Origin of the sequence: Frigidibacter sp. RF13, from assembly GCF_026626305.1 — a bacterium.
In the GTDB taxonomy this organism is placed as follows: domain Bacteria; phylum Pseudomonadota; class Alphaproteobacteria; order Rhodobacterales; family Rhodobacteraceae; genus TMP-24.
Genome location: NZ_JAPNUE010000018.1, coordinates 1 through 13,184 on the forward strand (window position 1 = coordinate 1; position 13,184 = coordinate 13,184).

13 protein-coding genes are annotated in these 13,184 nt (G+C 64.3%); 5 read left to right on the forward strand and 8 right to left on the reverse strand.

All coding sequences use genetic code 11. The features are described from left to right. Nucleotides 1–110: 110 nt before the first annotated feature. Both OU426_RS17895 and OU426_RS17900 read right to left on the reverse strand, forming a co-directional pair. A complete protein-coding gene (locus OU426_RS17895; protein WP_267635530.1) occupies nucleotides 111–1,520 on the reverse strand; it encodes an aldehyde dehydrogenase family protein in 1,410 nt (469 codons plus the stop codon). A gap of 100 nt (nucleotides 1,521–1,620) precedes the next feature. Continuing rightward, nucleotides 1,621–3,024: an aspartate aminotransferase family protein gene (locus OU426_RS17900; protein WP_267635531.1), complete on the reverse strand. Its 1,404-nt coding sequence runs from the start codon at nucleotides 3,022–3,024 to the stop codon at nucleotides 1,621–1,623. Nucleotides 3,025–3,150: 126 nt separating this feature from the next. On the opposite strand from OU426_RS17900, the gene OU426_RS17905 reads away from it, so the two are divergent. Then, nucleotides 3,151–3,612, forward strand: coding sequence for an Lrp/AsnC family transcriptional regulator (locus OU426_RS17905; protein WP_267635532.1), 462 nt, complete (start codon nucleotides 3,151–3,153; stop codon nucleotides 3,610–3,612). On the opposite strand, the gene OU426_RS17910 is transcribed toward OU426_RS17905, so the two are convergent. From OU426_RS17910 to ehuB, 6 genes are all read right to left on the reverse strand, one after another. Continuing rightward, nucleotides 3,609–4,595: a cyclodeaminase gene (locus tag OU426_RS17910; protein WP_267635534.1), complete on the reverse strand. Its 987-nt coding sequence runs from the start codon at nucleotides 4,593–4,595 to the stop codon at nucleotides 3,609–3,611. The genes OU426_RS17905 and OU426_RS17910 overlap by 4 nt on opposite strands. Next, nucleotides 4,585–5,592: a hydroxyectoine utilization dehydratase EutB gene (eutB, locus tag OU426_RS17915; RefSeq protein WP_267635535.1), complete on the reverse strand. Its 1,008-nt coding sequence runs from the start codon at nucleotides 5,590–5,592 to the stop codon at nucleotides 4,585–4,587. The genes OU426_RS17910 and eutB overlap by 11 nt, the downstream gene beginning before the upstream one ends. Continuing rightward, nucleotides 5,582–6,394 (reverse strand): ectoine/hydroxyectoine ABC transporter ATP-binding protein EhuA, encoded by an 813-nt coding sequence (ehuA, locus tag OU426_RS17920; protein ID WP_324289835.1) that lies wholly within the window; start codon nucleotides 6,392–6,394, stop codon nucleotides 5,582–5,584. Before ehuA ends, eutB begins: the two co-directional genes overlap by 11 nt. A gap of 3 nt (nucleotides 6,395–6,397) precedes the next feature. Next, on the reverse strand, nucleotides 6,398–7,066 hold the full coding sequence (ehuD, locus tag OU426_RS17925) for an ectoine/hydroxyectoine ABC transporter permease subunit EhuD (protein WP_267635537.1): 669 nt from the start codon (nucleotides 7,064–7,066) through the stop codon (nucleotides 6,398–6,400). Continuing rightward, complete coding sequence (ehuC, locus tag OU426_RS17930; RefSeq protein WP_267635540.1) at nucleotides 7,063–7,722, reverse strand: ectoine/hydroxyectoine ABC transporter permease subunit EhuC; 660 nt, start codon at nucleotides 7,720–7,722, stop codon at nucleotides 7,063–7,065. Before ehuC ends, ehuD begins: the two co-directional genes overlap by 4 nt. A 66-nt stretch (nucleotides 7,723–7,788) precedes the next feature. Beyond that, entirely contained in the window at nucleotides 7,789–8,634 is an 846-nt protein-coding gene (gene ehuB / locus OU426_RS17935) for an ectoine/hydroxyectoine ABC transporter substrate-binding protein EhuB (RefSeq protein ID WP_267635541.1), read from the reverse strand. Between the two features lie 185 nt (nucleotides 8,635–8,819). Between ehuB and OU426_RS17940 the strand changes: the two genes are divergently transcribed. Genes OU426_RS17940 through OU426_RS17955 form a run of 4 tightly spaced genes read left to right on the forward strand, consistent with a single transcriptional unit; the run spans nucleotide 8,820 to nucleotide 12,728 of the window. Next, nucleotides 8,820–10,004, forward strand: a complete 1,185-nt coding sequence (locus OU426_RS17940) for a M24 family metallopeptidase (protein ID WP_267635543.1) — start codon at nucleotides 8,820–8,822, stop codon at nucleotides 10,002–10,004. 12 nt (nucleotides 10,005–10,016) lie between these two features. Continuing rightward, the gene (gene argE / locus OU426_RS17945) at nucleotides 10,017–11,174 is read left to right on the forward strand and encodes an acetylornithine deacetylase (protein WP_267635547.1); all 1,158 of its coding nucleotides are present in this window, start codon (nucleotides 10,017–10,019) and stop codon (nucleotides 11,172–11,174) included. Beyond that, a complete protein-coding gene (locus OU426_RS17950) occupies nucleotides 11,171–12,037 on the forward strand; it encodes a DMT family transporter (protein WP_267635544.1) in 867 nt (288 codons plus the stop codon). Before argE ends, OU426_RS17950 begins: the two co-directional genes overlap by 4 nt. A gap of 7 nt (nucleotides 12,038–12,044) precedes the next feature. Further along, nucleotides 12,045–12,728: a GntR family transcriptional regulator gene (locus OU426_RS17955; protein WP_267635545.1), complete on the forward strand. Its 684-nt coding sequence runs from the start codon at nucleotides 12,045–12,047 to the stop codon at nucleotides 12,726–12,728. The last annotated feature ends 456 nt before the right edge of the window (nucleotides 12,729–13,184 follow it).

Sequence of the window (13,184 nt, forward strand, 5' to 3'; positions counted from 1 at the left end):
CAGACTATCATTTCGCCATTCGTGCCTTTACCGCTCTTTCAGCGTGCCGCATGACCCCAGGTAGTTGAACGGTCTCACGCGACACGAGGTAATCCCAGTAAATGCAGTGTTTACTGACGGTTGATGCAGACGACCTTTGCTTGCGTCATCTCCTCGTAAGCAAAGCGCACGCCTTCGCGGCCAAGGCTGCCATACTTGAACCCGCCGAACGGCATGGCGTCAAAGCGGTAGTCCGAGGAGTCGTTCACCATCACCCCGCCCGCCTCGATCCGGCTGGAGGCGTCCAGCGCAATGTCGAGGCGCGAGGTGAAGATCCCGGCGTGCAGGCTGAAATCGACCGCATTGGCCAGATCAATGGCCTGGTCGAAACTGTCGAACGGTTCCAGCGTCACCACCGGGGCAAAGGCCTCGTCGCACCAAAGCGCGGCGTCATGCGGGACGGCCTCCAGGATCGTGGGGTGGTACAGCGCACCTGCGCGCCGATGGCCGGTCAACACCCGCGCCCCGGCGTTCAGCGCCCGACTGACAAGCTGTTCGGCACCCATCGCCGCCGCTTCGGTGATCATCGGGCCGACATCGGTCGCCTCGTCCTGCGGGTCGCCAGTGCGCAAGGTTTCGGTCTGGGCGACAAAGGCCGCCCGGAAGGCGTCGTAGACCGGGCGCTGGATCAGCATGCGCTGGGTGCCGATGCAGTTCTGCCCCGCCGCCCAGAACGCCCCCGAAACGCAGGCCTCGACCGCGAGGTCCAAAGCCGCATCGGCCATGACGATGACGGGCGCATTGCCTCCAAGGTCCATCGCAAGCTTCTTCAGCCCCGCCAGGCGAGAGATCGCTTCGCCGGTCCCGAAGCCGCCGGTGAACGAGATCATGCGGATCGGTCGCGCCGCAACCAGCGCCTTGCCAAGGTCGGGACCACCGACGACCGGCGTCACGACCTCGGTTGGCAGCCCGGCTTCGATCAGCACCTCCACAAGGGCCAGGGCGGACAGCGGTGCAAGTTCCGAAGGTTTCAGAATCACGGCATTTCCCCCGGCGATGGCCGGGCCAAGCTTGTGCGCCACCAGATTGAGCGGATCGTTGAACGGGGTGATGGCCAGGATGATCCCCAAGGGTTCGCGCGTGAACCAGCCGATCCGGTTTTCCGAACCGGCATAGGCGTCGAAGGGAATGACTTCGCCTGCACCACGCTTTGCCTCTTCGGCTGACAGCTTCAGCGTGTTGATGCAGCGCGTGACCTCTTTTCGGGCCTGACGAATGGTCTTGCCAGCCTCCGCGGTGATCTGCTGCGCAAAGCGTTCCGCCCGCGCCCCGACAAGCGCCGCCGCCGTTTCAAGGATCTGCGCGCGACAATGGCGCGGCATCGCACGGGCAACAGTCTGCCCCTGGGCAGCCCGGGCCAAGATCTGCGGCAGGTCTTGCGGAGGCGTCACGGGCACTTGTCCCGTGACCGACCCGTCGAAGGGGTTCATCACCGGAAAGGTGGCGGCTTCGGCCTGCTGTGTGCTTTTCAATGCGATCATCGGTTCTGTCCTTGGCAAGTCAAAGCGGTCCAGCGGCGGCGGGACCGGCGATCTGGCGAAACTGCGCCCTTTGGTGATGCAGCGCGTCGGGGGTGCGCGGTCAGGCCACGGCCTTTTCGCGAGTCAACTGGTCCATAACCTCGCGCACGGCGGCTTCGGCGATGTCCACAATGGCGTCCACCTCCTCGCGGGTCGTGACCAAGGGCGGGGCGAAACCCAGAATGTCGCCATGCGGCATGGCGCGGGCAATCAGGCCGCGCGCCCGGGCCGCTGCCGAGATCTTGGCGCCGACTTTCAGGGCCGGATCGAAGCGCTGCTTCTTGTCCCGGTCGGCCACGAATTCAAGCGCCGCCATCAACCCGACGCCGCGCACTTCGCCGACGATGGGAAGCTGCGCAAAGACCTGCCGCAGCCGGTCCTGGAAATAAGCGCCGGTGGTGCGGGCATTGCCGGGCAGGTCCTCACGCTCGACAATATCCAGCACGGCATTGGCGCAGGCCACGCCAATCGGGTGGCCCGAATAGGTGTAGCCGTGGCTGAAGGCACCGACCTTGTCGGCCCCGTCTTCGATCACCTTGTAGACCTTTTCGCCGATGATGGCCGCCGACAGCGGGACATAGGCCGAGGTCAGGCCCTTGGCGACAGTGATCAGGTCGGGCTCGATGTCGTATTTGGTGCAGCCGAACAGCGCGCCGGTGCGGCCAAAGCCCGTGACCACCTCGTCCGCGATCAGAAGCACGTCATATTTGCGCAGCACCGCCTGAATGGCCGCCCAATAGCCCGCCGGGGGCGGGGTTATGCCCCCCGTTCCCAGAACCGGCTCGCCGATGAAGGCACCTACAGTGTCGGGGCCTTCGTGCAGGATCATCGCCTCAAGCTCGGCCGCGCGGCGGGCGGAAAACTGTTCTTCGCTTTCGCCGGGTTCCGCGCCCCAATAGTGATGCGGCGCGCCGGTGTGGCGGATCAGGCCCATCGGCAGGTCCATGTGGTCATGGTAAAAGCTCATCCCGGTCATCGACCCGGAAACGACCGAGCAGCCATGATAGCCCCGATCGCGCGAAATGATCTTCTTCTTGCCCGGTTTGCCACGCAGGTTGTTGTAATACCACACAAGTTTCGCCTGCGTCTCATTGGCATCCGACCCCGACATGCCATAGAACACCTTGCTCATCTTGCCCGGGGCCATCCGCACCAGACGGTCGGACAGGATCGCCAGCTGGTCGGTCGTATGCGCGGCGTAAGAGTGGTAATAGGCCAGCTGATGCGCCTGCCTGGAAATGGCATCGGCCACCTCGTCGCGGCCATAGCCGATGTTGACGCAGTAAAGCCCGGCGAAAGCGTCGATATAGCTGTTGCCCCTGGCGTCCTGGATGCGGATGCCCTTGCCCCCGGTGACGATGGTCGGATCGCCCGCCTTGCCGCTGGCATAGTCTTTCGCCTGGGTGAAGGGATGCAGCACGCTGGCGCGGTCCATCTCGGCGATCTGGGAAAGGCTGTGATCCATCTGCGGCTCCTGAGGCAAGGGGGTTCGGCACAGGATATCGGGTTGCTCTTGCGGTTTGCGGCGTAGTTCTGGCGTTTCGCGCAGGAATCCTGCTATTTATCTGAAAACGACACAGGAAAGCTGCGCATGACCCTGGATGCGATTGATCTGAAGATTCTCCGCGCCCTGCAAGAGAACAACCGCCATTCCAGCGAGGTTCTGGGCGGGATGGTCGGCCTGTCGCCAACCGCCTGTCAGCGCCGGATGAAGCGGCTGCGTGAAGACAAGGTGATCGAGGCGGATCTCTCGGTCATTTCGCCCAAGGCCATCGGGCGCGAGCTGACGACGCTGGTGCATGTCACGCTGGAACGCGAGCGCGCCGATATCATCGACCGCTTCAAGGCGGCGATCCGCACCACGCCGGAAATCATGACGGGCTACTACGTCACCGGCGATGCCGATTTCGTGCTGGTGGTGACGGCGCGCGACATGGAGGATTTCGAACAGTTCACCAGGCGCTTCTTCTATGGCAACCCCGATATCCGGGGGTTCAAGACCATGGTGGTGATCGACCGGGTGAAGGCGGGGTTCGCGCTGCCGATAGGCTAGGCCTGCAGGATCGTGCCGGCCTGCGGGTGGCGGGCGCGGACATGAGTGGCGATGGCGGTATCCTGCACGCCGGTGCCGGTCAGATCGCAGATCGTGACATCCTGCGGGCTGTGGCGGCCAGGCCTTGCGCCGGTGATGACCTCGCCCAGTTCGGCCGGGCGGCCCTTGGTCCACAGACCGGCGGCCAGCGCCGCCTCCATCTCGCCCGAGACTTCGCACTGGCTTACCCGGTCGCAGACATAGGCATCGGCGGCGGCAAGGGCACGCGGGTCGATTTCATTCTTGCCCGACTGGTCCGAGCCCATGGCGGTGATATGCAGCCCCGGATGCAGCCATTCGGCGCGGATCAGCGGCGCGCGGGCGGGCGTCGTTGTGACCACAAGTTGCGAAGCCCGGACAAGGGTTTCCGCGCTGTCGACCGCCTGCGCCTGAACGCCAAGACGGGCGGCCAGATCATCGGCGCAGGCGCGGGCCTTTACCGGATCGCGGCCATGAACCAACAGGCGCTGGAAGGGCCGTACCAGATGGGCCGCCTGCATCTGCAGCCGCGCCTGGACCCCGGTGCCGATGACACCAGCCGTTTCGACCATTTCGGGTGCCAGATGGCGGGCGGCCACCGCGCCGGCTGCGGCGGTGCGGATGTCGGTCAGATAGCCATTGTCCAGAAACAGCGATTGCACCAGCCCGGTCTTGGCCGAGAACAGGATCATCAGCCCGTTCAGGCTGGGCAGGCCCAAGGCTGGGTTGTTGAAAAAGCCGGGGCTGACCTTGATCGCAAAGCCGTCAAAGCCGGGGATATAGGCGGTTTTCACATCCACCTCGCCATGCGCTGCGGGCAGGTCCATCGACAGGATCGGCGGCATCACCACCCCGCCCGATGCCAGCGCGGCAAAGGCGGCCTCGATCACGTCTACCGTGGTCAGGTCAAGCGCGACGATCCGGCGCAGTTCGGCCTCGGTGACGATCTGGATGTCATGCGCCATAGGGTCTGCCCTTCAGGAAAATGTCGCCGATCTGCAGGTCGCGCCCCGCGACGATATCGGCAAAGCTGGTCATGTCGGTGTTGCGCCCGGTCAGGATGGTTGCCGCAGGCCCACCAAGCCGCACGGCCCCCGTCATCACCGCCGCCAGTCCCACGACCGCGCTGCCCTCGGCCACCATGCGGTCATGGAAGAACAGCGCCTGCATGGCGTCGCGGATTGCCACCTCGTCCACAAGCACAACCTCGTCCAGAAGATCGCGGCAGAGCGCCAAGGTCAGCCGGTTCTGCAACCCGATCCCACCGCCCAGACTGTCGGCCAGCGACGGGTATTCCGTCACCGCCACCGGATGACCCGCTGCAATGGACGCCTGCATCGCCGCGCCGCGTTCCATCGAGATGCCGATGACGCGCAGGCCGGGCTTGATCGCCTTGGCGGCCAGCGCCACCCCGGCGGCAAGGCCCCCGCCTGACAGCGGTAGAAGCAGCGTGGACAGGTCAGGCCGGGCGGCCAGAAGTTCCAGCCCGATGGTCCCCTGCCCGGCGATGACACGGGCATCGTCAAAGGGCGGGATTTCCACCAGCCCCTCGGTCGCCACAAGCGCCCGGCTTTCTTTGGCGGCATCGTCCTGTGACCGGCCGATGATCCGCACCTCGGCCCCAAGGGCGCGGATGCCCGCGACCTTGGCGGCAGGCACAAGCGCCGACATGCAGACCACGGCACGCAGGCCCATCTCGCGGGCGGCATAGGCGATGGCGCGACCGTGGTTGCCGGTGGAACAGCACACCACCCCCGGCGCGTCGGGCGGCAGGGCGGCCAGCGCAGTCAGCGCCCCTCGCAGCTTGAACGCGCCCATCGGTTGCGTGGTTTCAAGCTTGAGCAGCATCTCTTGCCCCAGGCCGGGGATTTGCGACGGCACCAGCGGTGTGCCGTCGGCCCGGCCCCGGATCACCTTGGCCGCAGCCAGCACATCGGCCAGCGTCAGCGGCTTAATCGGCATCCTTGACCGCCCGCAGGAATTGCTGCGTCCGTTCCCGCTGCGGGTTGGTGAAGAACTGCTCGGGTGCGGCCTGTTCCTCGATCCGACCCTTGTAGAAGAAACAGATCCGGTCCGAGATGTCGCGGGCAAAGCCCATCTGGTGCGTGACCATCAGCATGGTCAGATCATGTTCGGCGACCAGCTTGCGAATGACCTGCGTCACCTCGCCGATCACCTCGGGGTCAAGCGCCGAGGTCACCTCGTCAAAGAGCATGATCCGCGGCCGCATCGCCAGTGCGCGGGCAATCGCCACGCGCTGCTGCTGGCCCCCGGACAGGCGCGAGGGGTGCTGGTCCTTCTTGTCGATCATGCCGACCATCGCCAGAAGCTCCTCGGCCCGTGCCCGCGCCTCGGCCTTGGGCAGGCCCAGCACCTGCACCGGACCCTCCATGCAGTTCTGCAGCGCGGTCATGTGCGGAAACAGGTTGAAATGCTGGAAACACATGCCGATCGAGGCCCGCATCCGCCGCAGATGCGCCTCGTCTGCGGGGACCAGACGCCCGTTTCGGACCATGTGGGTCAGGGGCTTGCCATCGACATAGATCACGCCGTCATTGATCGTCTCCAGCGTCATCAGCATGCGCAGGACCGTGGTCTTGCCCGAACCCGACGGACCGATCACCGACACCATCTCGCCTTGCTGGATGTCCAGGTTCAGGCTGTCCAGCACGACCAGCGAGCCATAGCTTTTGGTCACGTTCATGAAGCGCACCATCGGGCGGTCGCTTTCGGGCAGTTCCAAGGGATAGGCGGACAGATCCATGACTCAAAGCCCCAGTTTGCGGCGCAGCCGACGTTCGCCCAGGCGGACAAGACCTGCCGTGGGCAGCGACAGCGCAAGAAAGATCAGACCGACCAACGTGTAAGGCTCAAGAAAGCGGTACGTTTCCGAGCCGATGGAATTGGCCGCCTGCATCAGTTCGGTCACCCCGATCACCGACAGCATCGGCGTGTCCTTGAAGATGCCGACCAGATAATTGCCCATGCCCGGCACGGCATGCGGCAAGGCTTGCGGCAGAATGATGCGCACATAGCTGTCGCGGGTGGTCAGGTTCAGGGCGCGGCAGGATTCCCACTGGCCGCGCGGCACGGCTTCGATCCCGGCGCGGTAAACCTCGGCCAGATAGGCCGAATAGTGCAGGCCGATGGCGATCATCCCGGCAACCCAGGGCGACAGCGTGATGCCGACCTGCGGCCCGACGTAGAAGATGAAGAAGATCTGCACGACCAGAGGGGTCGAACGGATGAACTCCAGCACCTCGCGCAACAGGGTGCGCGGCAGGCGACCGGAGCTGCGCAGCGCCAGCGCGAAGACCAGCCCCAGGATCATGGCGATCCCATAGCCGACCCCAGCCGCGATCAGGGTGTTGATCGTGGCCCGCAGCAGGCGCGGCAGGATTTCGAAGGCGAATTCCCAGTTCCAGTCAAAAGTCATGCCCGGCCAAGCCTCCGCGCCATGGCCCGTTCCAGCCCGCGCATCGCGGGGGTGATCAGCACCCGGGCCAGAAGGTAGTAGACAAGCAGCGCCGCCCCGAACGCCTCGGCCGACCGGAAGGTGGCACCGTTGATCTGCTTGGCCACGAACATCAGGTCGGGCACGGCGATCAGCGCGACAAGGGCGGTGCCCTTCAAAAGCTCGATCATCAGGTTGCCCCAGGGCGGCAGCATCAGCACCAGCGCCTGCGGCAGGATGATTCGCCGCATCCGCTTGGCGGGCGACATCGACAGGGCATATCCCGCCTCCCACTGTCCGCGTGGAACGGCCTGGATCGCGCCGCGCACGATCTCGGCGCCATAGGCCCCGACGTTCAGGCCGACCGACAGGAACCCGGCCTCGAATTTGGGCAGGCTGATCCCGAACAGGGGCAGTACGAAGAAAATCCAGTACAGCTGAACCAGAAGCGACGTGCCCCGGAAAAGTTCGATGTAGACGACCGAAAGGCTGCGGACCGGCCACAGGGACGACAGGCGGCCAAGTCCTGCCGCAAGTGCCGCTACGCAGGCGACAAGGGCGGCAAGAATGAACTGGGCACAGGTGACCAGCGCGCCGTCAAGCAGCCTTGGGCCATAGGTTTGCAGGAACTCCCACATCGCCGGTCTACCCCTTGGTTATGCGAAAGGGCGGGGCCGGAACGTCCGACCCCGCATGTTGGGTGCCTAGCGGTTCGCGCAGACCCATTCCGTCGTCTTGTCGCCGGGCAGCATGGCTTCCGAGTAGCCGTACTCAGCCACCGCAGCCAGCATTTCGGGCGAGCCGAGATAGTCTTTCTGCGCCGCGTTGAACCGGTCAAGGAAGTCCTGGTCTTCCTTGCGGAAGCCCACGCCGGCCCAGTTGAACGACTCTTCCGGCATGGCGGACGGATCGACGATTTCGACTGCGCCGCCGGAGCTGTCGGCCAGCTGTTTCATCGTCGGATAGGTGCCGGTCCCGGCATCGGCCCGGCCAGCGGTGACGGCCGCAAGAATCTCGGTCGGGCCGGGGACGATCATGATCTGATCTTCGGTCACGCCCGCAGCCTTTGCGGCGTCGATGTTGGAATAGCCCGCCCCCGTCACCAGCATCACGGCCTTGTCCTTGACGTCGGTGTAGGTCTGGATGCCCTTGGGGTTGCCCGGAGCCACGATGAACCCGTCGCCGATCTTGGCCATCGGCTCGGAAAAGGCGATGTTCTCGCAGCGCGCAGCCAGGATGTTCATGCCCCCGGTGATGATGTCGAACTGGCCTGCGTTCAGGCCGGGGATCAGCCCGCCCCACTCGGTCTCGACGGTCTCGATGTTGGTATAGCCCATCTTGGCCAGCACGCCGATCACCTCGGCATTCACAAAGCCCTTGGGGGTGCCATCCTCGCCCGGATAGGCAAACGGGATTTCATTGGCAAAGCCGATGCGGATGGTGTCGCCCGCTGCGATGCGGTCTTCCAGCGGGCCTGCCAGGGCGGCAATGGCCGAAACGCCAAGCCAAAGACCGGCCAGCGCCGTCGTCGTCAGGGTAGACATCTTCATATCGGATCCTCCTGTTTGGCGGTGGGTTGTTCATGGATTTCTCCGCCTGTTGTATACAACACAAGAAATCTTCGAACTGTGTCAAGCGATTTTGCCGCCAAATGACGGGTAAGTGGATTATTGCTTGCAAAATTCCGAACTCTGTCCTTAGTCTTGTATACAACATGCCACCCCAGTGAGAAATCATGACCCCGCAGAATGCCCCTTTCAGCCAAGCTGAATATGACCGCCGAATCGCCCTGACCCGTGCCGCGATGGCCAAGGCGGGCCTGGACGCGATCTTTGTCACCGACCCGTCAAACCAGGCCTGGCTGACGGGCTATGATGGCTGGTCGTTCTACGTCCACCAGGGCGTCATCCTGACGATGGAAGGCGAGCCGCATTGGTGGGGTCGCCACATGGACAGCCTTGGTGCCTTGCGCACCTGCTGGATCGCCCCGCCTTCGATCCACGGCTATGCCGACAGCTATGTGCAGTCGACCGTGCGCCACCCGATGCAGGACCTTGCCCGCATCCTGCGCGACATGGGGCTGGAACAGGCCCGCGTCGGGGTGGAGATGGAGAATTACTACTACTCGGCCAAGGCGCATGCGGTGCTGGGTTCGGAGCTTTCAAAGGCAACGCTTGTCGATGCCACCGCTTTGGTGAACTGGCAGCGCCTGGTGAAATCGGCCGAAGAGATCGTCTTCATCCGCAAGGCCGCCGCGATTTCCGAAAGGATCGTGCGGACGGCCATCGACCTGTCGCGCCCGGGCCTGCGCAAGAACGAACTGGTGGCCGAGATCTCCCGCGCCGGGCTGATCGGCGTGGGCGAGGATTGGGGCGACTATCCCGCCATCGTGCCGCTGACGCCATCGGGCATGGACGCCACCGCCGCGCATCTGACTTGGAACGGCGCGCCGATGAAGGCGGGCGAGGCGACGTTCTTCGAACTGTCGGGCTGCTATCGTCGCTACCATGCTCCGCTCTGCCGGACCGTCTATCTGGGCCAGCCCCCCGCCGAGATGCGCCGCGCCGAAGAGGCGCAGATCGAAGGGATCGAGGCCGGCCTTGCCGCCGCCCGCGCGGGCAACCAGACCCGCGACATCGCCCAGGCCTTCATGGATGTGCTGAAGAAATACGGCATCCACCGCGAGGGCCGGATGGGCTATCCGATCGGCCTGTCCTATCCGCCCGATTGGGGCGAACGCACCGCCTCGATCCGCACCGAGGACGAGACGGTTCTGCAACCCGGCATGGTCTTTCACTTCATGCCCGCGCTCTGGATGGACAGCTGGGGGTTGGAGACCACCGAAACCATCCTGATCGGCGACACCGGCCCGGCCCAGGCGCTGTGCCAGGTCGAACGCAAACTGTTCGTCAAGGAGTAAGCCTTGGACCACATGACCCGCACCCGCGAGATTCTGGGCCAGCTGATTGCCTATCCCACGGTTTCGGCCGACAGCAATCTGGCGCTGATCGAGCATCTGGCAGGCCTGCTGGCCGACGCCGGGGCGCGGGTCGAGGTGTTCCGCGATCCCAGTGGCGGCAAGGCCAATCTCTTTGCCACCATTGGCCCCGACATCGACGGCGGCATCCTTCTGTCCGGCCATTCCGACGTGGTGCCGGTGGCCGATCAGGCCTGGACCTCTGACCCCTGGGCGATGGTGGAACGCGACGGGCGGCTTTACGGGCGCGGCACCTGTGACATGAAGGGCTTTATCGCTGCCGCCGTGGCGTTGGCGCCCGTCTATGCGCAAAAGGCCATCGCCCGGCCGATCCATTTCGCCGTTACCCATGACGAAGAGATCGGCTGTCTGGGTGCGCAAGCGCTGGCCCCGCTTCTGCAGGCGCGCGGGGTGAAGCCGCGCGTCGCCATCATTGGCGAGCCGACGCTGATGCGGGTGATCGAGGGGCACAAGGGCTGCTACGAATATTCGGTGCATTTCACCGGGCTTGAGGGTCACGGTTCGGCCCCCGAACGCGGGGTGAATGCGGTGGAATATGCGGTGCGCTATGTCGCCCGGCTGCTGGAGCTGCGCGAGGTTCTGAAGGCCCTCGCCCCCCCCGACAGCCGGTTCGAGCCGCCCTGGACCACGATCAACACCGGCGCGCTGGTCGGCGGTGTGGCCCATAACGTCATCGCCGGAAAGGCGCGGGTGGACTGGGAAATGCGCCCGGCCCAGCCCGGCGACGCCGATCTGGTCAAGGCCGACCTGCATGAATTCTGCACCCACCACCTGCTGCCGGGGATGCGCGCGGTGGCCCCCATGGCCGATATCATCACCGAAGTGATCGGCGAGGTGGATGGGCTGATTCCGACCAGCGAGAACGAGGCGCGCGAGATCGCGCTGGCGCTGACCGGGGCCAACGGCGCGGGCCTGGTGCCCTTTGGCACCGAGGCGGGGATCTTTCAGGCCATGGGCATGCAGGCGGTGATCTGCGGCCCCGGCTCGATCGAACAGGCGCACAAACCCGACGAATTCATCGCACTGGAGCAACTGGCCGAGGGCATCCGCTTTCTGGAACGCCTGGGAGACCGGCTTCAGGTCGCCCCATGACTGCCTTCTGGCGGGCCGCCCCCTTTGTCTTTCTGATCCTGTGGTCGGGGGGTTATGGCTTTGCCAAGCTGGGCCTGCAACATGCCGAACCGATGACCCTTCTGGCCCTGCGCTATGGGTTGGCGGTGGTGGTGCTGGTCCCCCTTGCCCTGCTGCTGCGACCGCAATGGCCGGTGGGCGCACGGCATTGGGCAGCGGTGGCGGTGACGGGGTTTCTTATTCAGGGCGTCTATTTCGGCCTGGCTTATCTGGCGATGAAGCAGGGGATGAACGCCGGGACCACCGCCATCATCATGGCGCTGCAGCCCGCCCTTGTCGCCGCCGCATCGCCACTGATCGGCGGCAAGCGCGGGGGACTTCTTCTGTGGTCGGGGCTGGGGATCGGCTTTTGTGGCGTCCTGCTGGCGGTCTGGTCCGAGGGGTCGCTGGGTCCAAGCCCGATTGGCGCGGCGCTTCTGGCACTTGGGGCTCTGGCCGGGATCAGCGGGGCCACGCTGTTCGAAAAGGCCCTGGGCCGCAAGACCGACCCGGTGGCCGGAGGGCTGGTTCAATATGCCGTGGGCTTCACGCTGGTTGCCCCGGTGGCCGTGGCCACTGAAAGCCTGTCGATCGACTGGCAGCCGGGCCTGATCGTCGCGCTGGTCTGGCTGGTCCTGGGCAATTCGCTGATCTCGATTTCGCTTTACATCGCCATGATCGCGCGCGGCGATGCCACGCGGATTTCGGCGCTGATGTATCTCGTGCCGCCGCTTGCGATGGCCCTTGCATGGGCGCTGCTGGACGAACCCCTGCGTCCCCTGGCGCTTGCCGGATTGGCCTTGTCAGCCGTTGGGGTCTATATCGTGACACGCCAGACGAGATGAGGGTGCCGTGAACTTTCCAGCCGAAAGCCTGCCCACCGCCCGCGACCGCTTTGACAGGATGCACAAGGTCCTGCGCAATCGCATCTGTGTTCTGGACTATCCCCCCGGCACCCGGTTGTCAGAGGAGGATCTGGCAGCAGAGTTCGGGACCAGCCGCACACCCTTGCGTCGGGTTCTGGTCCGGCTGGAAGGCGAAGGCCTGTTGCAGTCGGTGCATGGTGTCGGGACCTTTGTCACCGATGTCGACATCGAGGCGCTGGAACAGACCTATCAGCTGCGAATGGAACTGGCCGAGCTTCTGGGGGTCCTTGGCCCGAACCCGCCCGACCCCGCCCTGTGGGACCGTTTGCAGCTGCTGTCGGCCGAGGTTCGCGCGTTGGCCAATGCGCCCGACGCCCGGCGCTTTGGGGAACTGAACATGGAGTTCTTCCACGAATTCCACGGCATCACCTCGAACCTTCCGCTGCGCGAGATCTGCGAGCGTCTGTTCCTGCAGACCGCCCGGATCTGGCTGAAATCCATGGCAGCCGCGCGCATTGACGTGGCTGCAGAAGTGCGGATCTTTGCAGACGAGATCGACGAAGTCCTGCGCGCCCTGGCGATTGGCGACGTCCGATCCGCCGCGCTGATCCATCGCACGCATATTTCAATGAGTTATACGAGGATGCGCATCGCGTCACGAATCCTCTAGTAGGTTGTATTCTGTAGAGTGCCATCCAATTTATTAAGTCAATCGATGCAATTATTTTTTGTGCTCGCAGAAGGATAACGCGTCTACTCTGGTTTTGTCGATTGGACGAAAAGTGACGCTAATGGCACGCAAGTGATTCTGCCTGTGAGGACGGCCCCATGATCCATAGGGGTGCGTTGGATCAGTACGAGCGGTAGTGAATGGGACCACGGCAATCGGCAACAGCGCGTCGATGCTGTCGCCATTTCATATGGTTTAGCCAGAGACGTCGCAGGGTCTGAGTTATGAGCGTTTGGCGCGCCTTGCTCACTTGGGACTTATCCCCCGCTGTCGCGTTGCCATTAATGACGAGACAGAACGCTTTGAGACCGTTCAATTCTGTCCGCCATCAGCGCCTATGGAACAGTTTGGCATGATTGCGTAGGCGAGGGTTTGCGGCTCATCTTGACCCCACAT